Below are 22762 nucleotides of genomic sequence, written 5' to 3' on the forward strand. Positions count from 1 at the left end.
TTTTGATGCCTGTGTCTTAGAGGCAGGGCGCCGCGCCGTTTTGCAGCACGGTACCGTCGGCAAAGCTGAGCGTGCCGCTGAAGCCACCGCTGGATACGTCGCAAATGTCGGCGGTGATCGCCGCTGCATCCTTCACATTGCCGGTGCTGGCGCTGAAGACGTTTCCTGGCCCTTCAAAGTCGAAGAGATCGTCCCCCACGGAACCGGAAATCACCGTGCCGGAAATGCTGAGCGCGTTATTCGCGCCAATATCGAAGGCATCGTCTCCCATGCCGCTCATGCGGGTGTCCGTCATGGTGAAGCTGTTGCCGTCATCCATATAGATGCCGTCGGTTGGCGTTGTGCTGAAGTCTGCCCCTGAGAGCGCAACGCTGTTGCCGTTCTCCATATAGACAAACCCGAACCCTGCTTCTCTCACGGTAAGGCCGGTGAAATTGACCTGGTTGTCATCGACAAGCGCGATGGCAGGCCCGCCCGTGCGGGTAAGGGTGACGTTCCTGCCGCTGATGGTGTTGTTGTCAAAGGCATCGATGCCCGGCCCGAAGAAAGTATCGTCGATGAGCACATTCTCCAGCACGAGGATGTTGCCCGTATCGATCTCGATGCCTGACAAAGTCATGCCGCTCATCGATGTGTTGCGGACCGTGATCATATTGTCGTTGGACACCAAAATACCGCTGAAGTCGTTCCGCAAGACCGAGAGCCCGTCGATGCTCACCTCATTGCCGTCGAACATCGCAACACCCGGTCCGCTCAGATCGAGCGCGGCAATATTGGTCAGATGCAGATTGCGCTGATCGCTGCCGATCACGACACCCGCGCCCGCTGCACCCATGTCGCCGTCGAGCGTCATGCCTGAGACATGCAGATTGCTGCCCCCGTCAAGCGTGAGCACATCGCCGCAGAAACAGCCGCTCGTCATCAGCGTGGGCCGGGTGCCGGGCAAGGTGAACGTGGTGACGGCGCCGCTTTGTACCCCGCGCAGGGCAAGCGCCGTGCCGCCGCCTACCAAGGTCTGATTGCTCGCGGTCACGATATGCGTGCCGACGAGCGCGCCCTTGCCGCCATCGACGATCAGCAGCGTATTCGCGCCGGCATTGGCGGAGGCGGCGGTTAGGTCGCCGTTTCCATCGACTGTGGTCACGCTATTGAGAGCCACGCCGCTGCGCGCATCGAGCACCGCTTCGCGTTTCGTGCCCGCGGTGACGATATCGGTATCCCGTTCGATGGCCTCCATCATCCGCCGCTCTTGCGGACTAAGCGATGAGGTGGAAGAGCCGAAAAGCGGAATGCGCAGGCGCACCCCGGCCTCGATCTGGCCGTCCCTGTAATCGTCATGCTGGATTTCCGTCTCGAAGGTGAGGCGCATGCCCGGCACCTCTTCGACGAAATCCATCAGCCGCCATTCGGCGCGAAGGCGCGGCCCGGCAAGGGCGCGGTCGATCTTGTCATCGTTGAAATAGAACCCGCCCGCATAAAGGCGCAGCTCATGGTGTTCCGTGCCACCCAGAAAAGTCTCGATCGGCACGCGCCATCCTGCCTCCCCGTCGAACCCGGCAAGCGCGACTTCCTGCCCGCCGGTGATGAAGATCTGCGAGCCGCTCAGTTCCACACGGGCAAGCCCGTTCGCGGTTTTGTCTCCCGATAGGGGAACATAGCCATTCAGGCGGAAATCGTAATCGGCGGACAGCGCTTCGAGGCCGAAACTTGCTTGCGAAAAATTGTTGCCGAATTCGCTGCGGCGGATGTCGTATCCGGCCCAGGCGCCGAGGTTCCAGCCATGTTCCGTCATCTGCCGGTAGCCGAGCGCGAAATTGCCTTCCTTGAGGCTGTCGGTAAAAAGTTTGCCTTTGATGTCGGCAAAGACGAGCCGCGCGCTGTCTTGATAAAGCGGGGCAAAGCCGCTGACCTCGCCGCGGTCGCGTTCGGAAGAAAGGAAGCCTGCCGCTTCGAGCCAGGGAGACCATTTTGCTGTAGGCGGAGGATCGCCCGCCATGGCGGATGCCGCAGGCAGCATGAACCCTGCGCATAGCAAGACGGCGTGTCTCGCAGATATGGCGCGGTAAACGTCCCCGGTTGCGCTCATGGTTCAAGCCCCCCAGCCTGTCTGTCAGCTTGGGCAAGATAACGGCAGGGCGCGCGCGTTTCACCAAAAAAGCTCTCTTTTTCATCCTGCGGATTTCTGCGCGTGCGGCGAACAAGAAAATTCCTGGCACGTTTACCAAAAGAATGCCGGAGTTCCGGCGCTTTTGGGGCGTGGGGGCGGATATGCGGGGAGGCTTCCCGCTTAGAACACGTCCTGGAGGATGGAATGAAAGCTCTTTTGAATTGGCGCATGGGCGCTGCCGTTCTTGCTCTGACAGTCGCGGCAGGCTGCGGCAGTACCCAAACGACAACGGCGACGACGGGTCAGCAGCTGACCGATCTCAATCAGGCGCTCGAAAGCGGCGCCATCACCTGGGAAGAATATAGCGAGCAGAAGGAAGCGATCCTGGATCGCAACGATTGATCGCGTTTGCCCCGCGCAAAGAAAAACCCCGGCGGTTGCCCGCCGGGGTTTTCGTTTCCGCAAGAAACGGGCTGCTTATTCGGCAGCGCCTTTCTTGAACTGGGCAGCTTCCGTCGAGTCGCCGAGGGCGGTCGTGGAAGATTCGCCGCCGCCTGCCGCGATGGAGACGAGGTCGAAGTAACCCGTGCCCACTTCGCGCTGGTGGCGGGTTGCCGTGTAGCCTGCATCTTCGGCAGCGAACTCGGCCTGCTGCAGTTCGGAATACGCGCCCATGCCGCGGTCCCGGTAGCCGGACGCGAGCTGGAACATGCCGTAGTTGAGCTGGTGGAAACCGGCCAGCGTCACGAACTGGTACTTGTAGCCCATGGCTGCGATTTCGCGCTGGAACTTCTCGATCGTGTCTTTGTCGAGGTTCGCTTCCCAGTTGAAGGACGGCGAGCAGTTATAGGCCAGCATCTGGTCCGGATATTCCTTCTTCACCGCTTCGGCGAAGCGCTTGGCATCGTCGAGGTTCGGCTTGGAAGTTTCCCACCACAGAAGGTCGGCGTAAGGCGCGAAGGCCAGACCGCGCTTGATGCAGTGGTCGACACCCGTGCCCGGCTTCAGACGGTAGAAGCCTTCAACCGTGCGGCCGGCGTCGAAATCGATGAACTCGTGGTCGCGCTCGTCGATGTCGGAGGTGATGAGGTTGGCCGATTCAGCATCCGTACGGGCCATGATCAGCGTGGGCGTGCCCATCACGTCGGCGCCGAGGCGGGCGGCGTTCAGGTTACGCTCATGGGCGCGGGTCGGGATCAGCACTTTACCGCCGAGGTGACCGCACTTCTTCTCGGAAGCCAGCTGGTCTTCGTAGTGCACACCGGCTGCGCCTGCTTCGATATAGGCTTTCATGATTTCGAAGCAGTTGAGCGGGCCGCCGAAACCGGCTTCCGCGTCGGCCACGATCGGCAGGAACCAGTCGCGCTTGGCGCCGCCTTCGGAATGCTCGATCTCGTCAGCGCGCTTCAGCGTGCGGTTGATCTTCTTGGCCAGTTCAGGGCCGGAGTTGGCCGGGTAAAGCGACTGGTCCGGGTAGGTGGTGCCGGCGGTGTTCGCGTCGGCAGCAACCTGCCAGCCCGACAGGTAGATGGCCTTCAGGCCGGCGCGGGCCATCTGCATGGCCTGGTTGCCGGACAGCGCGCCGAGGGAGTGCACGTAGTCTTCGGTGTGCAGCAGGTCCCAGAGCTTGTTCGCGCCGCGGGTTGCCAGCGTGTATTCGATCGGGAAAGAACCGCGAAGTTTTTCAACGTCTTCGACGGAGTAGTTGCGCTTTACATTGTCGAAACGGCCTTTCGGGGCGCTCGGAATGATGTCGTAAAAAGTCTTGCTCATCGTTTTACGTCCTTGGGTCAGCAGGGGAGGCCTCACTCGCGAGGGCCGCTTATTTCTCGTTTTCAACGAGAAGCTTGTATGCCGGAAGCGTGAGGAATTCCTCGCACTCTTCGGCTGTTGCCATATCGTCGAAGATTTTGATGGCTTCGTCGAAACGGCCGGATGTCCAACGCTCGTCGCCGAGCGTGTCGCGGAGCTGTTTCATTTCGTCGTCGAGGATTTCCCGGAAGAGTTCCGGGGTTACCTTGCGCCCGTCCGAAAGATCGGCTCCGTGATAGAGCCACTGCCAGATCTGCGTACGGCTGATCTCGGCCGTGGCTGCATCTTCCATGAGATTGTAGAGCGGAACGGCGCCGCGCCCGGAAAGCCAGGCTTCGATATATTGCACGCCGACGCGGCAGCATTCGCGCATGCCGCTTTCCGTACGCTCGCCCTTATGCGGCTCCAGAAGTTCCTTCTGGCCGACATGCACGTCCTGGCGCTGGCGGGCGAGCTGGTTTTTCTCCGGCAGCTTGCCGAAAACTTCCGCCGCCACCGCAACGAGGTCCGGGTGCGCCACCCAGGTGCCGTCATGGCCGTTATTGGCTTCGCGTTCCTTGTCGGCGAGCACTTTGGCGAAAGCGGCCTTGTTGGCCTCTTCATCGCCCTTCACCGGGATCTGGGCCGCCATGCCGCCCATCGCAAAGGCGCCGCGCTTGTGGCAGGTCTTGATGAGGAGCAGCGAATAGGCGTTGAGGAACGCATCGCCCATCACCACCTGCGAGCGGTCGGGCAGAATGTAGTTCGGGTTTTTGCCGAGGCGCTTGATGTAGGAGAAGATGTAATCCCAGCGCCCGCAGTTCAGGCCCACAATGTGGTCGCGCATTTCGTAAAGGATTTCGTCCATCTCGAAGGCCGCCGGCAGCGTCTCGATCAGGATCGTGCAGCGCGCCGTGCCGACCGGAATGCCGAGCGCCTTTTCCGCATGGGTAAAGACGTCGTTCCACAGGCGCGCTTCCAGATGGCTTTCCATCTTCGGCAGGTAGAAATAGGGACCCGAGCCCGTCTTCTTCAGGTTGGCGTGGTTGTGGAAGAGATACATGCCGAAATCGAACATGCCGCCGGACATCGGCCGGCCGTCGACTTCCACATGCGCTTCATCCAGATGCCAGCCGCGCGGGCGCACGATCAAGGTGGCGCGCTCGCCGAGCGGCTTGACGTCATAGGTCTTGCCATTGGCCGGGTCGGTAAAGCCGATCGTGCCGGCCCACAGGTCCATGAGGTTGAGCTGGCCGCCGATCATGTTATCCCAGGTCGGGGCCGCGGCGTCCTCGAAGTCGGTCATGTAGGAGTTGGCGCCGGAATTGAGCGCATTGATGACCATCTTGCGGTTATCGACCGGGCCGGTGATTTCCACGCGGCGGTCGAGCAGGTCTTCGGGGATCGGCGCGATTTTCCAGTCGCCTTCGCGGATCTCTTTCGTCTCGGGCAGGAAATCGGGCAGCTCACCGGCGTCGAACTTCTTCTGGCGTTCGGCGCGCTTGGCCAGGAGTTCAAGCCGGCGCTCGCCGAATTTGCGTTCGAGGTCCGCGACGAATTCAATCGCTTCGGGGGTCAGAACACGTTCGTATTCCGGTTTGATCTCGCCGAGAATACGCACGCCTTCCACGCTGGCGCTTTTTGCTGCCTGGCTCATGGGCTTCTTGCCTCCGCTATCTGGGTGCTGTTGCGGGCGTCATACAGCCCTGACAGGAAAATGTCCAACGATTCCCGAAAACTTCTAAGTCATTGAAATCGTTCAAGTAAAAATCTTGACAAGATTCCAGTGAAATTCTGGTGTAGATGTAAATCTTGTAAAGAAAACAATGCTGAAACGGGACACGGCCGATGGCAGCAGACAGGAAAGTATTCGCAGGCCCGCGCGTGCGCCGCATGCGCCGGGACCGCAACCTGACCCAAGCGAAAATGGCTGAAGCGCTTGGCATTTCAGCCAGTTACCTCAATCTCATCGAGCGTAACCAACGGCCGATCTCGGCGCAAATCCTTCTCAAGCTCGCCGATGTCTTCGATATGGACGTCAAAACGCTGGCGGGCGATGAAGAGGCACGGGCGTTAACCACGCTCAAGGAAATTTTTTCCGACGCGGTCTTCAAGGACGCGGGAATCGGCAATCAGGACCTGCAGGATGTGGCCTCGGCTAGCCCCGGCATTGTCGATGCCATCGCCCATCTTTACCGCGCCTATGAAGAAGCGGTGACGGCAAGCTCGTTTCTGGCCGAGCGCCTGGCGGACAGGGACATGGTGGAGCCGGGCGAAACGCAAGGCCTGCCGCTGGAAGAAGTGCGCGACTTCATCAATTCGCGCGGCAATCACTTTCCCCAGCTCGATGACGCTGCCGAGGCGCTTTACGTCAAGGCTGAACTTGCGAAAGACGAGCCTTACGTCTCGCTGCGCAATTATCTGCGCGATGAGCACGGGGTGACGACGCGTGTCGTCCCGCATGATGTCATGTCCGGCGATCTCAGGCGCTATGACCGGCACCGCCAGACGCTCTTTTTGTCCGAGTTGCTCGACCAGCCGGGGCGCTGCTTTCAGCTTGCCTATCAGGTGGGCTATTTCGAGCTTTCCCGCACGATGGAAGATATCGTCACTTCGTCCGGCTTTGAGAGCGAGGAGCCCAAACGGCTTTTGCGCATTGCGCTGGCCAATTATTTTGCCGCCGCGCTGCTTATGCCCTATGCGGCGTTTTTCCGCACCGCAGAGGAAACGCGCTACGACATCCGCCTGCTCGGCCGCCGTTTCGGCACCAGCTTCGAGCAGGTCTGCCACCGGCTCACCACGCTGCAGCGCCCGGGCGCCCGGGGCATCCCGTTCTTTCTTATCCGCGTCGATAATGCGGGCAATGTCTCCAAGCGCTTCTCGGCTGCAGGCTTTCACTTTGCCCGTTTCGGCGGCACCTGCCCGCGCTGGAACGTTCATGACGCTTTCCGCGTGCCGGGGCAGATCTATAGCCAGGTCGTGCAGATGGAGGACGGTATCCGCTATTTCTCCATCGCCCGCACGGTCAGCCGGGCGGGCTCCGGCATGGGGGTGCCGGGGGACCAATATGTGGTGGGGCTCGGCTGCGAAATCTCTCATGCCAAAAAATTGATTTATTCGGCGGGCTATGATCTGGAAGATGAGCGCGGTGCGACGCCCATCGGCGTCAATTGCCGCCTTTGCGAGCGGATGGATTGCTCGCAGCGCGCCTTCCCCCCGCTCAAGAAGCGGCTTGAGGTGGATGAGCATGTGCGCGGAATTTCGCCTTTCGGTCACGCGGTGGACAAGGTATGAGGGGCCCGTCCATGCCCCGCCGGTATGGGCAAATTCGATTTGAAACGGGAGTAGCGCGTGGACGCGGAGGCGCCGGGCACAATCTGGAAGGCCATGGGCATCGCAGCCATGCTGCATGTGATCGGCTATGCGCTGTTCCTCTGGTCGCCTTATGGCGAGGTGCCGGAACCGGCGGGCTCGGCGGGCATTCAGCTGTCCCTTGCCGATCTGAGCGCGCCGCCCGCCCCTGAAACCGCGCTCCCGCCCGAACCCGATATCGAGCCGGTGCCGGAAGAAGTTGCCGAGCCCGAGCCGGAAGAGCCGGTGGAAGAAGAGGTGGTGGAGGACGTGCCGCCGCCAACACCCGACATTCCGCTGCGCAAAGCCGAGAGCCGCCCGCCCAAACCTGAAGCGCAGCCGAAACCGGCTGCCCCCGTGCAGAAGGCCGGGGGCCCGCAAGGTCAGGCTGCCGAGCAAAGCGCGCCGTCCCCCTTTCTCGGCAATGCCGATGCGCAGGCAAGTTATATCGCCCGCCTGCAGGCCTGGCTTGCCCGCCACAAACGCTATCCGCGCACCGCGCGCCGGCGCGGAGTGGAAGGGGATGCGGTTTTGCGCTTCGTGGTGGACCAAGCCGGCGCCGTGCGCAGTTTCGGCCTCGACAAGGGCACCGGCTCCGGCCTTCTCGACCGTGAAGTGCGCGAAATGCTGGAACGGGCGAGCCCTCTGCCGCCCGTGCCGGCCGATTTCGGCGCGGAAACGGTCGAGGTTGTGATCACCGTGCGCTTCAATCTCGATTGAGGGAAATGCCTTGCCGTGCCGGAACGGCACAGATTGCGACACATTTTGTGCCGCAATCTGTCCTACCCGAAACAGCTTGTTAGCGAATTGCCGATAGGCTTTGCCCGGTTAAGGACGATAAACGTCTGGGGAAGCTGAGAGGGCGTCGTGGCTGGCAATAAGCGCTTTCGTATCGAGCAGAATATGGCGGGGCAGGTGATGCCCAAACCCGTGCCGGAAAAACCGGCCGATGACGGCGAGACCCGGCACCGGGAATTGCTCGATGCGATCGGCCGGCTGGAAGCCCGCCTTTCGGCAACCGACATGAGCGCCTTCACGCAGGCCGCCCCGGTTTCGAGCGATATTCTCGATCAATATAAATCCGAGCTGAAAGAAGCCGCGAAGCTGAAAAGCCAGGTCGAGCGGCTGCAGGGTGCGGTGCGCGACACCCAGGCTGAAATCAAAGCCATGCAATATGAGCAGCCGGATCTGCAGCGCCTCTCGCATGCGACCGACGAGCTTGAAGAGGTCATCTCGCATAACGAGCTTGCCGCCGACACGATTTTGTCCGCCGCCGAGGCGATCGATGAGAGCGCCACGCGCCTTGCCGATCAGCTCAAAGGCAGCGATGCCGCCGCCGTCTATGACATCCGCGAGCAGTCCATCGCCATTCTGCAAGCCTGCAACTTCCACGACATTACGAGCCAGCGCATCACCAAGGTGCTGCGCTCCATCAAAAACCTGGAAGAGCGGCTCGAGAGCATTCACGGCATTTGGGGTGATGGCGCTTTCGACGATATTGCCGTTCCCGTTGAGGAAAAAGACGAATATCAATCGCTGCTGCACGGCCCGGCGTTGCCGAGCGAAGAGCATTGCAGCCAGGAAGATATCGACGCGCTTTTCGACTGATCCGCTCGTTTAACAGAGCCGGCCCGCGGGAAAGTTCAAATGCACCTGCGGCAGACGCCCGGTCTTTGTCGGGGTAACGGCCAGCGTGCCGCCATGCATTTCCACCACACGCCGCGTTAAGGTGAGCGCCAGCCCATCCTGACGCGGATGGCCGCTGGCCTGCGCGCTGAGGAACGAGCGTTCCGGGCTGTCGGGTCCGCGGGCACCGGTGCTTGTTTCCTGCAGCAAGTCGGGATGCAGCGCCTCGAATTCGTCTTTCTCTGAAACATGAATGCTCAGCCCCGCCTCCTCCCGGCGGGCCTTGATGACAAGCACCGTGCCGGGCGGGGTGGAGTGGATGATTTCGCTGAGCAGACGGAAGAAGCCCTGGCGCAGGCGCCGCGCATCGCCCTGAAAACCTGGCAGGTTTTCCGGGCAGTCGATTTCGACCTTGATGCCGGCCCGCTCGCACGCGGCCTGCTGGCTTGTCACGGCAATATTGACGAGCTGCGCCAGATTGCAGATTTCCTCATGCAGCGTGGTGTCGCCTTTTTCCGCATCCGCGATGCCCAAAAGATCCTCGATCATTTCCAGCAGCATCGTGCCGCTTGCATGAATGTCGGCGGCATAGTCGCGGTAATTGCTGTTGCCCATCGGGCCGAAGCGCTCATCGCGCATGATCTCCGAAAAGCCGATGATATGGGTCAGCGGCGTGCGCAGGTCGTGATTGACGTTGGAAAAGAAGGTGCGGCTGCGCCGGATGGCTTCCTCGCGCTGGTGGCGCGACAGGCGGATCGTATCTTCCAATTGGCGGCGCACCGTCACGTCCGTCAGCGTCGCGATCTTGGTGGGCACCGGCCCTTCATTGGTTTCGAAGACGCGCGCTTCCACGAAACGGGTGGCGCCGTCATCGCCGGGCAGCGTCAGCGATTGGGGCGCATCGCTTGCCATGTCGAGGGGCAGATGCAGCGGTTTGCCTTCCAGCGCTTCCGGCGTGAAACCGAGCAGGGCGGCGGCTTCCTCATTGGCGAATTTTACCCGCCCGTCCTGATCGATGATCAGCATGGCTTCGGGTGATTCCTGGATGAGGGTGAGAGATTTTTGCGGCACGGCAGGCACGCAAGGGGCCGGGCGCGCCTCGTCCCGGCGCTGGCGGCGCTGATGCGCGAGCCGGGTGATCCAAAGCGCTTCGTCCGCGTCGATCTTGTCGAGGCCGAGCACTTCTTCGGCGCCTGCTTCCAGCGTTTCGAGCGCGTATTTCCTGTGCCCGTTCAAAGAAGCGGCAAAGGCGATGACGGGCGCGTCGGGGCCGAGCGTCGTGATCCGCCGGATCAGCGCGTCGATGTCGCCGGGCAGGGAGAGGTCCACAAGCACGGCGTCGATCCCCGGCTCCAGCAAGGGGGCAAGGCCGGCATCGGCTGAAAGGGAAATGATGTCGTAGGGAAAATCGGGATCGGCTTTCGCGGCTGCTTCGAAAGTGCACGTCAGAGCGCTGTCGTGGCAAAGCAGGGCGATGGTCAGCGCGCTGGGGCGTCCGCCTTCCTCGATCCGTTTGAGAGCTTCGGCCATGCGGGATATCTCCTTTGACGCATGATCCCCAAAATCCCCGATGTTGAACGGCACGTGCCTTGTATTTGTTTCCGGTGCAGTGCTGACGGGTTGGGCGTGCCGCATGCCGTAATCCCTTTTGTCTTAACGGTTTGAGGTCCGAATCACCTCTCCGGCCCATGCCCAATTATTGATGCGCAAAGTAAACATCCTCTTAATATTATCATTCAAATGTGGACAAGTTCGGTGCCGGGGTTTCGGCGGGAAAGGCAAAAAGCTCAAAGCGCGCAACCGGTTGAGCTTCGGCCTTTATCTAAAACGCTCTGTAAGCTGAGGAAAGTGCCCGGTTAAAAAATGATTAAATTTTGAGGCAAATACGCTCGAAGGTTAACGCGCTTCTTTTTGCGGGCGGCAGGGCAAAGGTTAAGAGGGCTTGGCGCTCCATCTCATGCCTGGCGTAAGGAAGGGCAAGACGAGCGCCGGCAGAGGGCGCGGGCGGGGCACGGCATGGCCGCGTTTTCCGCGCAAATCCGGGAAATTGGAACATATCGGCAACACCTGGCGGCGGTGACGGAAGCTCGGGCGGCGGGGCCGCTTGCCGCGCCGGGGCTTCTGCGCTAGGACTGCGCGCGACCGGCAAACCCCAGCGATTTCAGGCACATGGGCAAGAAGCAGAAAATATTCCGACCGAAGGCGCGGATTCCGAAGGGACTGCGCGACATTCCCGCTGCCGCCGTGCGGGCGGAAGCGGCCATGCTCGCGCGCATCCGGGAGGTTTACGAGGCTTACGGCTTCGAGCCTCTGGAAACCTCGGCCTTTGAATATGCCGATGCGCTGGGCAAGTTCCTGCCCGATGCGGACCGCCCGAATGAAGGCGTCTTCTCGCTGCAGGACGATGACGAGCAATGGCTCTCGCTGCGCTATGATTTGACGGCGCCGCTCGCGCGCTATGTCGCCGAACATTATGACGGGCTGCCCAAGCCCTTCCGCCGCTATCAGACGGGCCCCGTCTGGCGGAACGAGAAGCCGGGGCCGGGCAGGTTCCGTCAATTCACCCAGTTCGATGCCGACACGGTGGGCGCGCCCACCGTCGCCGCCGATGCCGAGCTGTGCATGATGGCCGCCGACTGCCTGGAAGCGCTCGGCATTCCGCGCGGCTCTTATGTAATGCGCGTCAATAACCGCAAGGTGCTGGACGGCGTTTTTGAAAATGCCGGTATTACGGGCGAGGGCGCGGAATTCGAAGCGCGGCACCTCACCGTCATGCGCGCCATCGATAAGCTCGACCGGCTGGGCCCGGAGGGCGTGCGTCTCTTGCTCGGCAAGGGACGGAAAGACGAGTCCGGCGACTTCACCGAAGGCGCGCATCTCTCGGATGAACAGATCGACCGCATCATGGCCTTTACGGGTGCGGGCGGCGATGACCGCGCCGCCGTTTGCGCGCGCATGGGAGAGCTGGTGGGTGACAGCGCGCGCGGGCTGGAAGGTGTGGCGGAGATGCGCCTCATCGACGAATTGCTCAGCGCAGGCGGCTACGGCGCGGACCGCGTTGCCTTTGATCCCTCCGTGGTGCGCGGCCTTGGCTATTACACGGGGCCTGTCTTCGAAGCTGAGCTCACCTTCGAGGCGGAAACCGAAGACGGGCGTATGCGCTTCGGCTCCGTCGGCGGGGGCGGGCGCTATGACGATCTTGTCGAACGCTTCAAGGGCGTGAAGGTGCCGGCCACGGGCTTTTCCATCGGCGTCAGCCGCCTTTATGCCGCGCTCGAAGCCTTGGGCAAGCTGGAAACGGAAACCGTGCTGCCCCCCGTCATCGTGCTCACCATGGATAATGACCGCCTTGCCGATTATCAGCGCATGGTCATGGAGCTGCGCGCGGCGGGCATCCGCGCGGAAATGTATCTGGGCGGCTCGGGCATGCGCGCGCAGGTCAAATATGCCGATAAGCGCGGCGCGCCTTGCGTCGTCATCGAAGGCGAGGATGAGCGGGCCGCCGGTGAGGTCACCATCAAGGACCTTATTCTCGGCGCGCAAAAGGCCGAAGAGATCACCGACAATACCGAATGGCGCGAAAGCGCTCATGCGCAGATTTCCGTACCCCGCGCGGGTCTCGTCGGCGCCGTGAAGGATGTGCTTGCCCGACATACCGCCGCCCGCTGAGCCGGCGCGGCATGTGCCGGGCCCGGCGGGCTGCGCGCCTGCCTCTTTGGGGGCGAAACAGTCATCTTTTCCATGCTAGAAGAGGTCCGCTTTTGAAAACCTGACGCTTTCTCCTTCTAAAGGAAGCGCCGCGGCCAACGGGGCGGAACGAGAAAATGAGCAATTCCGATATGGACGCTGGAAGCCTGGCAAGCGCTGCTGAAAGCCGCGCGCTGGCCGACCGGCTGCAAACCCTGTTCGGCGAAGCGGGCTTTCAGCCTGTCGATCCGCCCGTGCTTCAGCCCGCCGATGTCTTTTTGGACCGCTCGGGGGAGGATATCCGCCGGCGCATGTATGTTTTTTCCGATCCGGGCGGCGCCGAGCTTTGCCTGCGCCCGGACCTGACCATTCCGACCTGCCTGCACTATCTCGAAGAGCACCCGAAAGCCGACAAACCCGTAAAGCTAACCTACCGGGGTCTTGCCTTCCGCTATCAGTCGAGCGCGCCCTGGCCGATGCGCGAGTTCACGCAAGTGGGCGTCGAGCAGATCGGCGAATGCGAAGCGAGCGAAAGCTGCGAGGAAGCTGATGCCGCCATTCTGGAACTGGCGCTCAGGGCGGTGGAAGCCTCGGGCCTTGCCTCCTACCGCCTTGAAATGGGCGATCTGGCGCTTTTCGGCGCGCTGGTCGATGGGCTCGACATTCCCGCCACTTGGGCGGAGCGGCTGAAGCGGCATTTCTGGCGGCCAGATTATTTCCGCGAGCTGTTGCTGCGCCTTGCCGATCAGGAAGCGCTGGCCGCGTCCGGGCCGGATCTGCCCGGGCTCTTTTCCGCTCTCGGCGCGCTGGACGGGGTGGAGGCCAAAGCGCTCATCGAGGAAGTGCTGACCCTTGCCGGTATTTCACCGGTGGGCGGGCGCTCGACGCGGGAAATTGCCGAGCGCTTGCTGGAACAGGCGGCGGATGCAGGCGCCCAGGCGCTGCCCAAAGACATTGTGGCGCTGATCGACGGGTTTCTTGCAATTTCCGGCACGCCCGATGAGGCGCTCGCAAAAATCCGTGAGCTGACGAAAGCGGCCGGCCTTTCCGGCGGCTCGCTCGGCGAGGCCATGGCGCGGCTCGAACGGCGCTTCGAGCGGCTGGAAGCGGCGGCGCCCGATTTTTCCAAAGCCCATTTCGCCACGAGCTTCGGGCGCAATATGGAATATTACACGGGCTTCGTTTTCGAGTTCCGCACCCAGCTGGCGGGCAAGACGGTCAATGTCGCCGGCGGCGGGCGCTATGACACGCTGCTTGAAACGCTGGGCGCGCCGGGGCCGGTACCGGCCATCGGCTGCGCCATCGGGGTGGAGCGGCTGGCGCGCGCGGTGGCCGAAAACGCGAAAGGAGCGGGGCGATGAGCGAGAAACTGATTATCGGCCTGCCTTCCAAGGGGCGGCTGCAGGAAAACGCCAATGCGTTTTTTGCCAGCGCCGGGCTGAAGGTAAAGCAGAAGGACGGGCGCGGTTATACCGGCGTTCTGAAAGGCGTCGGCAATGTCGATATCGCCTTTCTCTCGGCCTCTGAAATTGCGGGCAATCTGGAAAGCGGCGCCATCCACTTTGGCGTGACGGGTGAGGATCTCATCCGCGAGAAAATCGTGAACCCGGAAGAAAAGGTGGAGCTTTTGCTGCCGCTCGGCTTCGGTCATGCCGATGTGGTGGTGGCGGTGCCGCAAAGCTGGATCGACGTGCGCGCCATGGCCGATCTTGACGATGTGGCGCGCGGCTTTCACATCCGCCACAAGCGCCGTCTGCGCGTTGCCACGAAATATCTCAACCTGACGCGGCTTTTCTTCGCCGAGCACGGGATTTCCGATTACCGCATCGTGGAAAGCCTGGGGGCGACGGAAGGCGCGCCGGCGGCAGGTTCCGCCGAGGCGATTGTCGACATCACCTCGACGGGCGCAACGCTGGCGGCCAATAATCTGAAAGTGCTCGATGACGGGGTGATGCTGAAAAGCCAGGCGAACCTCGTTGCCTCGCTCACCGCCACCTGGTGCGACACGGCGCTGCAGGCGGCAACTCATGTGCTCGACATGATCACGGCGCGCACCGAGGCGCAGCGGATGAAGGAAATCCGTTTCGCCGCGCCCGCGCTCGATCAGACATTGGTGGATGAGCTGCTTGCCCGTTTCGACGTGCGTGTGCCGCAGGAAGCGCGCGCCGCTTTGCCGGGCAGCGGCGAGCTTGCCGCCTATTGCCCCTCGGCAAAGCTTTATGACGCCGTCAGCTATCTGCGCGAGAACGGCATCACCACCGTCACGGCGCGGGACGTGGATTATCTTTTCGAGCCGGAAAACGCGCTGCTAGCACGTCTCAAGGCCCGGCTCGGGAACTAGGTCGTTTACAAAAGTTACAGAATTTCTGTTCCTTTACAGAAGTTCTGTAACTTCTCTCACTTTAATAAGCTCTTGCCTCTATTGATTTTTCTCCGCCGCGCGCGCAAATTCGCGCCGCCTTGTAAAGGAGGAAAGCATGAGCGCGCTGCTTGTTATTGCATTGGGGCTGGTCGTCGTGGCGACCGCCATCCTGTCGGGCATATTCGGCATGGCGGGCGGCATCGTGCTGATGGGCTTCCTCGTCTCCGTCCTGCCGGTGGGCGCGGCGATGATGCTGCACGGGGTGACGCAAGCCGCTTCCAATGGCTACCGCGCCTGGCTGAACCGGGCTCATATCCGCTGGGAAATCTTGAGCCTTTATGGCGCGGGCGCAGCGGTAGCGCTTGCCGGGCTCACCGCGCTTTCCTTCGTGCCGGACAGGGAGATCGTCTTTCTGGCGCTCGGGACCGTGCCCTTCATCGCTGCAGCATTGCCCGAGGGTCTTGCTCTCGACATAACGAAAAAAGGCATGGCGGCCGCGGCGGGATTTATCATTACCCTGATTAATCTTGTGGCCGGGGTGGCGGGGCCGCTTCTCGATGTGTTTTTCGTGCGCACTAGTCTTACCCGCCATGAGGTCGTCGCCTCCAAAGCGGTGACGCAGACGGTTAGTCATTTGCTCAAACTCGTCTATTTCGGTCTTCTCGTCCGCGAGACGGTGAGGATGGAAAGCGAGGGCGCGTCCGTTTCCTGGTGGGTCTTTCTCATGGTCGTGCCCCTTGCCATGCTGGGCACGACGCTCGGCAAGAAAGTGCTCGACCGGATGAGCGACACGAATTTCCGCAAATGGAGCCAATGGGTGGTGCTGACCATCGGTGCCGTCTTCATCGCGCGCGGGCTTTGGACGCTTTACGCAGCTTAGTTACGGGCAATGCCGAGCGAGGCGAGATAGGCTTTCTGCTTTTTAAGCCCCTGTTTTTCGAGATAGCGGAAGACGGGGCCGAGCAGCGCCGGCCAGGTCATGACGAGACCGGCCATGAGGCCGTCGCTCACCGGCAGCCAGGTTTCAAGCTTGCCGTTTTTGAGCGCCTTCATGACATGGTGCGCCGTTTCTTCCGGGCTGAGCGGTTTGGCATTGCCCGCGAAATTGAGCGGCGAGCCTTCCGGATGGGCCATTTCCGCCTGGAGCATGGGCGTGTCGATCGCATTGGGATAAAGCCCGCCGACCTTGATGCCGTGAGGGGCAAGTTCGAGATGGAGCGCGGCCATGAACCCGCGCAGCCCGAATTTCGAGGCGCTGTAAGCGGCGCTGTCTTTCAGCGGAAAGAGTCCGGCAAGAGAGGCGATAGAAAAGATCTGCCCTGTGCCCCGTTTCAGCATGGCGCGGGCAGCGGCCTGGGAAAGATGCATCGGCGCGCGCAAATTGATGTCGAGATGCTTATCGAGCAGGGCGCTATCGGAGGCGGCAACGGAGCCGGGAAGGCCGATCCCGGCATTGTTGATCAGAAGCTCGATGCCGGGCGCCGCGTCAAGCCGCGCGCAAAGGGTTTGCAACCCTTCTGCTGCGCAAAGATCGGCGGTGATGCGCTCCGGGGCGCTCCCCAGCGCGCCTGCCGTCTTTGCCAGATCCTCTTCGGAAATATCGGTGAGGACAAGACTGTAGCCTGCTTTTTCAAGCGCGAGCGCAAGCGCGCGGCCAAGGCCGCCGCCTGCGCCCGTGATCAGGGCAAGGGGCCGGCTCATGCCGCCGCCTTCGCCCGCAGGCTTTCATAATGGCCGTCCGGAATCTCCGGCCAGCGCATGGTTTTGCGCAGACCCTTCATCGCCTTCTGGTAGGCATCGATATTGACGTAAGTCGCATGGCGGTCGGAGCCGACATATTTCACGCCGCCGGAAAGGTCGGGCCGCAATGTCGTGAGCGCCTTTTCCCAGCGCGCCGCTTCCTTGCCGCCTTGGGCCTCCGCCAGGATCGCCCGTGCGATGAGGTCGGCCATATTGTCGAAGAGCTTGTAGGCGCCGCCATTCGTTTCCATGAAACCGATGGCGAAGAGCTGCGGGTTCTCGCGGGAGAAAAGGTTCATGAAAAGATCGGGCCGCCCGCCTCTCCGGGAAAACTCTTTTTCCTCCACATAAGGAATGTTCCAGCGGTAGCCCGTCGCGCAGAGGATGAGATCGACGGTCTCGCGGCTGCCATCTTTGAAGACGACATCGGGCCCATCGAGCCGCGCGATATCTCCCTTGGCTTTGATGTCGCCGTGGGAGAGATAATGAAGAAGCTGCGTATTGACGATCGGGTGGCTTGCAAAAACCTTGTGATCGGGGGCGGGCAGGCCGAGCCGCGTCAGATCGCCATTGAGGAGCCGCAACATCGCGCCGAAGATGATCTGCGTCAGCCACATGGGCATATGCGGGCCTTCATGGGCAAAGACATCCGCCGGCTTGCCGAAAATATGCTTGGGAATGAAGTGATAGCCGCGCCGCAGGCTGATAAAGGCGGCATCGGCCGATTGCGCGGCATCGCAGGCAATGTCGCAGCCGGAATTGCCCGCGCCGATGACGAGAACGCGCTTACCTTTGAACTCGTCCGGCGAGCGGAACGTGTTCGCATGGCGGATCTCGCCGTCGAAACTGCCTTCGAACTGAGGCAGGCTCGGATGCCAGTTCGTGCCGTTGGCGCAGATGAGCCAGCGGTAGCGCCGCTTTTCACCAGTGCCGAGCGTCACCGTCCAGCCGCCATCTTCAAAGCGCGTTTCCTTCACTTCCGTGTTGAACGTGATGTCGCCGTAAAGGCCGAACTCGCGGGCAAAGGCGCGCATGTAAGAAAGGATCTGCCGGCCCGACGGGTAATCGGGATAATCGGCCGGCATCGGGAAACCCAGATAATGGGACTGGGTTTTGGAGGAAATGAAATGCGCCGAATCGTACATGGGCGAGCCCGGATTATCCGCATCCCAGATGCCACCCACATCGCTGTGCCGCTCGAAGCAGTCGAAATCGATGCCCAGCAATTTGAAGGTGCGCGCCAGCGCCAGCCCGCCGGGCCCCGCGCCCACGATGCAGGCTTTGTTATTTACCGTCATTCCTCTCTCCCATAACATGAGGATTCCTCAGATTTGAATAATTTGATAAACCCTCATATTTTCCGGCGCAAGCAAAAATTGGAAACCCGCCCCATGACCGACAGCGCTCTTCGCAAAAAACCGGCTCAGGCCCGCTCCCGCGCCCGTTATGAAGCCATTCTTGCCGCCGCCAAGGCGCTGATCGCGGAAAAGGGTTCGGACACGGTGAAAATGAGCGAGGTGGCGGAGCGGGCGGGCGTGCCCATCGGCTCCGTCTATCAGTTCTTCCCCGACAAGGGCGCCATCATCCAGACGCTGGCCGAAGACTATATGGAGCAAGTGCGCGCGGGCCTGCGCGAGGAAGTGAAATCCATCACCGATAAGGAAAGCGCGGGCGCGCTCATCGCCCGGCTGATGGATAGCTATTACGCTTTCTTTTTGATGGAGCCCGTCGCGCGGGATATCTGGTGCGGCACCCAGGCCGATAAACGCATGCAGGATATCGATATCGAAGACAGCCGCCTCAATGGCGAGATTTTCTTTGCCGCCTTAAAGCCGCTTGCCCCGCGCGCCGCCTGGAAAAGCCTCAAGACCGATTGCTTTTTGATGATGCAGCTCACGGGCGCCGCCGTCCGCCTTGCGGTCGCGCTGGACCGCAAGGAGGGCGACAGGATCATCGATGCCTATAAGGGCATGCTGCTTTCCAAGCTTATGCAGAACTTGGAAAGCTAAGCCGCTTAAAGCCCCGGCACGGGAAAGCGCGCGCAGAGCGCCTCGGCTTCCGCGGCAAGGGCGGGCAGCATTTCCTCGCGCTTGCCCGCATCGGCGCTGAGGGCACTTGCAATCATCGCGGCAATGCTTTCCATCTCGCTTTTCCCCATGCCGCGCGCGGTGGGCGCGGGCGTGCCTAGGCGGATGCCGGAAGGGCGCATGGGCGGGCGTGGATCGTCGGGGATCACCTGCTTGTTCGTCGTCAGGCCTATTTCATCGAGAAGACGCTGCGCCTCATCGCCGCTCATGCCGAAGCTCGCCTCGGTGTCGATGACCATGAGGTGGTTTTCCGTACCCCCCGTCACGAGTTTGATCTGCCGGGCGGCAAGGGCATTGGCGAGCGCCTTGGCGTTCTCCAGCACCTGGCGGGCATAGGCTTTAAAGGCGCCCTCGCCCACGAGCTTCAGCGTCGTCGCCGTGGCCGCCACCTGGTTCATATGCGGGCCGCCCTGAAGGCCGGGGAAGACCGAGGCATCGAGCTTCTTGGCATGGGCTTTCTGCGTCAGGATCAGCCCGCCGCGCGGCCCCCGCATCGATTTATGCGTGGTCGTCGTCATGAAGTCGAAACCGGCTTCCATCGGGTTGTTGAGTAGCCCCGCCGCGATGAAGCCTGCCGTGTGGCTGACATCGGCCATGGTTAGCGCGCCCACTTCATCGGCAATTTCCTTGAAGGCGCGGTAATCGATATCGCGCGGATAGGAAGAATGCCCGCAAACGATCATTTTGGGCCGGGTGCGCAAGGCCGCCTCCCGCACGGCGCCGAAATCGATATGACCCTCGCCATCCGTCTTGTAGCGGGTGAAATCGAACAGCTTGCCCATATGGCTGACCGGCGCGCCATGCGTCAGGTGCCCGCCATGGGAAAGGTCCATGGCAAGGATCGGATCGCCCGGCTCCAGAAAGCCGAGATAGACGGCCTGGTTCATGGGCGAGCCGGATAGGGGCTGCACATTGGCGTGTTCCGCGCCGAAAAGCGCCTTGGCCCGCTCCCGTGCCAGTTCTTCGACAATGTCGGTATTTTCCTGCCCGCCATAATAGCGCCGGCCCGGATAGCCTTCCGAATATTTGTTGGTGAAGACTGAGCCGAGCAGCGCCAGCACTTCCGGGAAGGCGTAGTTTTCCGACGGGATAAGCTCAAGCCCGCGCCGCTGGCGTTCTTCCTCGCGCAAAAGCGCGGCGGCGATCTCGGGGTCGGACTGGGCAAGCCCGTCCCGCAGCGCGTTCATGTTGGCCGCGCTTTGCGTTTCCTCGGGGAAACGGGCGGTGGGGGCGGAAGAAGAAAAAGAAGGCGTGATCGTCATGAGGCAAGCTCCTGTTCAAAACAAAACCCGGCCAGCTTTTCAAAAGCTGCCCAGGCGAACGGCTTGGCCCTATGGCCCGATATGGTTCCGCGCTCCCTCGTGGTTCCCCACGCCCCGGTAAGACGATTGCCGGGTTTTCGCCAGTCACGCGGAATGCGACCGGTTTGATCACCATAAGAGATAGGATGCGGCAAGAGGGCCGTCAACCCGCCTTTTCCGCCACTCACGCCGTGCACGGAACATGGGAGCGCGTCTCTCGTTCGTTACCCGAGTGAGTAAAACGCGTGAAACCAACCAAAAAGGAGGAAGACATGCGTATCAAATCTCTGACAGCCACGCTGGCTGCCTCCGCCTTTGCTCTGGCCGCGGGCGCCGCACAGGCCGAGGATATGGAAACCGGCCCATCCTGGAGCCCGAAGGATCAGGAAGGCCTTTATGAAAAGCATATGGAATTGACGCGCTTGGCGAACAGCAAATGCGAAGACCTTGGCGGGTCCGCCTCCGCCAAGGCGCAGACGGATGACCTGCTTGCCGACCGCCGCGATGCCTGCGTGCGCCAGACGCTCGACAGCATGGCGGTGCAGACCGGTAATACCGGCGTCGTCCTCGTCCACATGGCCCTGCCCGCGGACGTGCGCTACAACGAAAGCCGCACGGAAGCCTGGAAAAAGCAGGCGATGGAAGGCACGCTCGTAACCATCCGCGAGGACAGCGAAAGCTAAGCGCGTCTGAGCGGCGCATAGGAAAGAAGGACCGGCCTCCCGGCGTTGGGAGGCCGGTCTTTTCATGTCTCTTTGGTGGTTTCAATTGCGCCGATTCTCATTAAGCTGCCGGGCGGCTTTAGGCAAAGGCGAGTGAAAGGTGATGGCAGTCAGGTCGGCGTTCGAAATGGGCGGGGTGGATGTAGCGCCGGGCACCCGGCAGACCGTGCAATTGCCGCTTGGCGTCTTGTCCAATCACACGCCCATGGCGCTGCCGGTGCAGGTCGTGCATGGCAGGCGGGAGGGTCCGGTGCTTTTCGTCAGCGCGGCGGTCCATGGGGACGAGATTATCGGCGTCGAAATCGTCCGCCGGCTTTTGCGCCAGCCCGCTTTGAAGCAGCTGCGCGGTACGCTTATCGCCGTTCCCATCGTCAACGCTTTCGGCTTCATCAATCATTCGCGCTATCTGCCCGACCGGCGCGATCTCAACCGCTGCTTTCCCGGTAGCGGCGACGGCTCTTTTGCCGGGCGCCTGGCGCATCTTTTCCTGAGCGAAGTGGTGGCGCGCGCCGATCTCGGCATCGATCTGCATTCGGCGGCCATTCACCGCACCAACCTGCCGCAGATCCGCGTCTCTCCCTCGAAGCCGGAAACCATGGACCTTGCACTTGCCTTCGGCGCGCCGGTCGTCATCACCTCGAAACTGCGCGACGGGTCCTTGCGCGAGGCGGCCAAGGAAAAAGGCGTCGATGTGCTTCTCTATGAAGCAGGCGAGGGGCTGCGCTTCGATGAAATGGCAATCCGCACCGGGGTGGCGGGCATTTTGCGCATCATGCACGGCCTCGGCATGGTGGCGCGCCGGGCGATCGCGCCGGCCCGTGCCACCTCCATCCTCTCCTCCAAAAGCAGTTGGCTGCGCGCACCGGAAGGCGGCATTCTGCGCGCCTATAAAGGCATCGGCGCCATGGCGGAAAAGGGCGAGGTTGTCGGCGTTATTTCCGATCCTTTCGGGGAAACGGATATAGAGATCGAAGCGGGTGAGCCCGGCCTTGTCATCGGCCGCACCAACCTGCCCATCGTCAATCAGGGCGATGCGCTCTTTCATATCGCCCGGGTGCGCAAGCCCGATACGGCGGAGGCCCGGATCGGCGCCCTGGCCGAACAGCTCGGTGAGGCGGCGATTTTCGATGAAGACGAGATCATCTAATCTCCAGACTAAAACGTCACGTTTTTGCAACAAATGCGTGCAAAGCGTCCTTTTTGGCACCCTCCAGGCCGCGCAGACCGTTTGAATCCGCCTTATCGCCGCCTAGACTGTCCCCAACCGGCACATAACAACCTTGCCGGGTCTGGGGAGAGAGATATGAAAAAGCAGCTTTTGAAGACGGCGGCGCTGTCCGCCTTGCTGGCCAGCGGCATGAGCGGCGCCGCGCTTGCCGATGCCGCAACGCCGGGCCTTTATGTGAGCCTCGGGGCGGGCATGAACTGGCTGGACGATGTTGAAAGCGGCGGCCAAACCACCTCCTTCGATGAAGGCTTCATCATCAACGGCGCGCTCGGCTATGACAGCGGCGATATTGCGGAGATGGGTAAATACCGCCTCGAAGCGGAAATCTCCTGGAGTGAGAACGACACCGATACAGTCACCGCAGGCGGCGTGACGGGTAATGCCGGCGGCGAGATCGAGCAGTTCGGCTTCATGGTCAACGGCTATTGGGACTTCCTGCCGGGTGAACGGCTGCGTCCTTATGTCGGTATTGGTCTTGGCTTAACCGATCTCGACCAGACCCTCACCGTGGGTGGTCTGACGGCGAGCGCGGACGGCACGGAATTCACCTATCGCGGGGCGCTGGGCGCGAGCTACGCGCTTGATGCCAATTGGGCGATCGATCTCGGCTACCGCTACACGGTCGTCAATGCCGACAATGACGACGCGGAAAACCATTCGGTGCTGACGAGCTTGCGTTACAAATTCTAACCGGCACGCTTTTGTCCCGGCGAAAAGGGCGCGGAAACCTCCGCGCCCTTTTTCATGCGCCGGTTCCGCC

Annotated in this window: 19 protein-coding genes and 1 riboswitch; of the genes, 12 read left to right on the forward strand and 7 right to left on the reverse strand. The window is 61.7% G+C overall.

Annotated features, from left to right (window positions below; translation table 11 throughout):
• Positions 1–16 precede the first annotated feature (16 nt).
• The gene (locus M2A_RS17220) at positions 17–2017 is read right to left on the reverse strand and encodes an inverse autotransporter beta-barrel domain-containing protein (RefSeq protein WP_052379275.1); all 2001 of its coding nucleotides are present in this window, start codon (positions 2015–2017) and stop codon (positions 17–19) included.
• A 294-nt stretch (positions 2018–2311) separates the two neighbouring features.
• Here M2A_RS17220 and M2A_RS07055 point away from each other — a divergent pair, with 294 nt between their 5' ends.
• Positions 2312–2509, forward strand: coding sequence for a hypothetical protein (locus tag M2A_RS07055; RefSeq protein WP_045445040.1), 198 nt, complete (start codon positions 2312–2314; stop codon positions 2507–2509).
• Positions 2510–2584: 75 nt separating this feature from the next.
• Here the strand turns inward: M2A_RS07055 and aceA are convergent, their stop codons facing one another.
• Together aceA and aceB are read right to left on the reverse strand one after the other, a co-directional pair.
• Complete coding sequence (aceA, locus tag M2A_RS07060; RefSeq protein ID WP_045445043.1) at positions 2585–3880, reverse strand: isocitrate lyase; 1296 nt, start codon at positions 3878–3880, stop codon at positions 2585–2587.
• Positions 3881–3929: 49 nt separating this feature from the next.
• Positions 3930–5555 carry a malate synthase A gene (gene aceB / locus M2A_RS07065; RefSeq protein ID WP_045445046.1) on the reverse strand — a complete coding sequence of 542 codons (1626 nt, stop codon included), beginning with the start codon at positions 5553–5555 and terminating at the stop codon, positions 3930–3932.
• 191 nt (positions 5556–5746) lie between these two features.
• Here aceB and M2A_RS07070 point away from each other — a divergent pair, with 191 nt between their 5' ends.
• The 3 genes from M2A_RS07070 (at position 5747) to M2A_RS07080 (ending at position 8857) form a co-directional block, all read left to right on the forward strand.
• Positions 5747–7192: a helix-turn-helix domain-containing protein gene (locus M2A_RS07070; protein WP_045445048.1), complete on the forward strand. Its 1446-nt coding sequence runs from the start codon at positions 5747–5749 to the stop codon at positions 7190–7192.
• Between the two features lie 57 nt (positions 7193–7249).
• Positions 7250–7969, forward strand: coding sequence for an energy transducer TonB family protein (locus tag M2A_RS17225; RefSeq protein ID WP_052379276.1), 720 nt, complete (start codon positions 7250–7252; stop codon positions 7967–7969).
• A 147-nt stretch (positions 7970–8116) separates the two neighbouring features.
• On the forward strand, positions 8117–8857 hold the full coding sequence (locus M2A_RS07080) for a protein phosphatase CheZ (protein WP_147446244.1): 741 nt from the start codon (positions 8117–8119) through the stop codon (positions 8855–8857).
• A gap of 9 nt (positions 8858–8866) precedes the next feature.
• Here M2A_RS07080 and M2A_RS07085 read toward each other — a convergent pair whose 3' ends face one another.
• On the reverse strand, positions 8867–10405 hold the full coding sequence (locus tag M2A_RS07085) for a hybrid sensor histidine kinase/response regulator (protein WP_045445051.1): 1539 nt from the start codon (positions 10403–10405) through the stop codon (positions 8867–8869).
• A gap of 639 nt (positions 10406–11044) precedes the next feature.
• On the opposite strand from M2A_RS07085, the gene hisS reads away from it, so the two are divergent.
• The 4 genes from hisS to M2A_RS07105 all read left to right on the forward strand — a co-directional run bounded on the left by hisS (position 11045) and on the right by M2A_RS07105 (position 15804).
• The gene (gene hisS / locus M2A_RS07090; RefSeq protein ID WP_045445054.1) at positions 11045–12544 is read left to right on the forward strand and encodes a histidine--tRNA ligase; all 1500 of its coding nucleotides are present in this window, start codon (positions 11045–11047) and stop codon (positions 12542–12544) included.
• Positions 12545–12699: 155 nt separating this feature from the next.
• A complete protein-coding gene (locus tag M2A_RS07095) occupies positions 12700–13923 on the forward strand; it encodes an ATP phosphoribosyltransferase regulatory subunit (protein ID WP_045445056.1) in 1224 nt (407 codons plus the stop codon).
• Positions 13920–14903 carry an ATP phosphoribosyltransferase gene (gene hisG, locus M2A_RS07100; protein ID WP_045445059.1) on the forward strand — a complete coding sequence of 328 codons (984 nt, stop codon included), beginning with the start codon at positions 13920–13922 and terminating at the stop codon, positions 14901–14903. The genes M2A_RS07095 and hisG overlap by 4 nt, the downstream gene beginning before the upstream one ends.
• Before the next feature lie 136 nt (positions 14904–15039).
• A complete protein-coding gene (locus M2A_RS07105) occupies positions 15040–15804 on the forward strand; it encodes a TSUP family transporter (RefSeq protein WP_045445062.1) in 765 nt (254 codons plus the stop codon).
• On the opposite strand, the gene M2A_RS07110 is transcribed toward M2A_RS07105, so the two are convergent.
• The gene (locus M2A_RS07110) at positions 15801–16625 is read right to left on the reverse strand and encodes an SDR family NAD(P)-dependent oxidoreductase (RefSeq protein WP_045445065.1); all 825 of its coding nucleotides are present in this window, start codon (positions 16623–16625) and stop codon (positions 15801–15803) included. The genes M2A_RS07105 and M2A_RS07110 overlap by 4 nt on opposite strands.
• Positions 16622–17962, reverse strand: a complete 1341-nt coding sequence (locus M2A_RS07115) for a flavin-containing monooxygenase (protein ID WP_045445068.1) — start codon at positions 17960–17962, stop codon at positions 16622–16624. Before M2A_RS07115 ends, M2A_RS07110 begins: the two co-directional genes overlap by 4 nt.
• A 93-nt stretch (positions 17963–18055) precedes the next feature.
• Here M2A_RS07115 and M2A_RS07120 point away from each other — a divergent pair, with 93 nt between their 5' ends.
• On the forward strand, positions 18056–18673 hold the full coding sequence (locus M2A_RS07120) for a TetR/AcrR family transcriptional regulator (RefSeq protein WP_045445402.1): 618 nt from the start codon (positions 18056–18058) through the stop codon (positions 18671–18673).
• 5 nt (positions 18674–18678) lie between these two features.
• Here the strand turns inward: M2A_RS07120 and glyA are convergent, their stop codons facing one another.
• A complete protein-coding gene (gene glyA / locus M2A_RS07125) occupies positions 18679–19938 on the reverse strand; it encodes a serine hydroxymethyltransferase (RefSeq protein WP_045445405.1) in 1260 nt (419 codons plus the stop codon).
• A gap of 116 nt (positions 19939–20054) precedes the next feature.
• Positions 20055–20171: riboswitch (ZMP/ZTP riboswitch) on the reverse strand.
• Between the two features lie 153 nt (positions 20172–20324).
• Between glyA and M2A_RS07130 the strand changes: the two genes are divergently transcribed.
• The 3 genes from M2A_RS07130 (at position 20325) to M2A_RS07140 (ending at position 22692) form a co-directional block, all read left to right on the forward strand.
• A complete protein-coding gene (locus tag M2A_RS07130) occupies positions 20325–20735 on the forward strand; it encodes a hypothetical protein (RefSeq protein WP_045445071.1) in 411 nt (136 codons plus the stop codon).
• Between the two features lie 142 nt (positions 20736–20877).
• Positions 20878–21921: a succinylglutamate desuccinylase/aspartoacylase family protein gene (locus tag M2A_RS07135; protein ID WP_045445073.1), complete on the forward strand. Its 1044-nt coding sequence runs from the start codon at positions 20878–20880 to the stop codon at positions 21919–21921.
• Positions 21922–22077: 156 nt separating this feature from the next.
• Positions 22078–22692 carry a porin family protein gene (locus M2A_RS07140; RefSeq protein ID WP_045445075.1) on the forward strand — a complete coding sequence of 205 codons (615 nt, stop codon included), beginning with the start codon at positions 22078–22080 and terminating at the stop codon, positions 22690–22692.
• The last annotated feature ends 70 nt before the right edge of the window (positions 22693–22762 follow it).

It is taken from the genome of Tepidicaulis marinus (assembly GCF_000739695.1).
Lineage (GTDB): Bacteria > Pseudomonadota > Alphaproteobacteria > Parvibaculales > Parvibaculaceae > Tepidicaulis > Tepidicaulis marinus.

Coding starts and splice junctions, on each gene's coding strand:
- M2A_RS17220 (WP_052379275.1), bottom strand. CDS start 2,017: ATGCTGCCTGCGGCATCCGCCATGGCGGGCGATCCTCCGCCTACAGCA.
- M2A_RS07055 (WP_045445040.1), top strand. CDS start 2,312: ATGAAAGCTCTTTTGAATTGGCGCATGGGCGCTGCCGTTCTTGCTCTG.
- aceA (WP_045445043.1), bottom strand. CDS start 3,880: ATGAGCAAGACTTTTTACGACATCATTCCGAGCGCCCCGAAAGGCCGT.
- aceB (WP_045445046.1), bottom strand. CDS start 5,555: ATGAGCCAGGCAGCAAAAAGCGCCAGCGTGGAAGGCGTGCGTATTCTC.
- M2A_RS07070 (WP_045445048.1), top strand. CDS start 5,747: ATGGCAGCAGACAGGAAAGTATTCGCAGGCCCGCGCGTGCGCCGCATG.
- M2A_RS07085 (WP_045445051.1), bottom strand. CDS start 10,405: ATGGCCGAAGCTCTCAAACGGATCGAGGAAGGCGGACGCCCCAGCGCG.
- hisS (WP_045445054.1), top strand. CDS start 11,045: ATGGGCAAGAAGCAGAAAATATTCCGACCGAAGGCGCGGATTCCGAAG.
- M2A_RS07095 (WP_045445056.1), top strand. CDS start 12,700: ATGAGCAATTCCGATATGGACGCTGGAAGCCTGGCAAGCGCTGCTGAA.
- hisG (WP_045445059.1), top strand. CDS start 13,920: ATGAGCGAGAAACTGATTATCGGCCTGCCTTCCAAGGGGCGGCTGCAG.
- M2A_RS07105 (WP_045445062.1), top strand. CDS start 15,040: ATGAGCGCGCTGCTTGTTATTGCATTGGGGCTGGTCGTCGTGGCGACC.
- M2A_RS07110 (WP_045445065.1), bottom strand. CDS start 16,625: ATGAGCCGGCCCCTTGCCCTGATCACGGGCGCAGGCGGCGGCCTTGGC.
- M2A_RS07115 (WP_045445068.1), bottom strand. CDS start 17,962: ATGACGGTAAATAACAAAGCCTGCATCGTGGGCGCGGGGCCCGGCGGG.
- M2A_RS07120 (WP_045445402.1), top strand. CDS start 18,056: ATGACCGACAGCGCTCTTCGCAAAAAACCGGCTCAGGCCCGCTCCCGC.
- glyA (WP_045445405.1), bottom strand. CDS start 19,938: ATGAACGCGCTGCGGGACGGGCTTGCCCAGTCCGACCCCGAGATCGCC.
- M2A_RS07130 (WP_045445071.1), top strand. CDS start 20,325: ATGCGTATCAAATCTCTGACAGCCACGCTGGCTGCCTCCGCCTTTGCT.
- M2A_RS07135 (WP_045445073.1), top strand. CDS start 20,878: ATGGCAGTCAGGTCGGCGTTCGAAATGGGCGGGGTGGATGTAGCGCCG.
- M2A_RS07140 (WP_045445075.1), top strand. CDS start 22,078: ATGAAAAAGCAGCTTTTGAAGACGGCGGCGCTGTCCGCCTTGCTGGCC.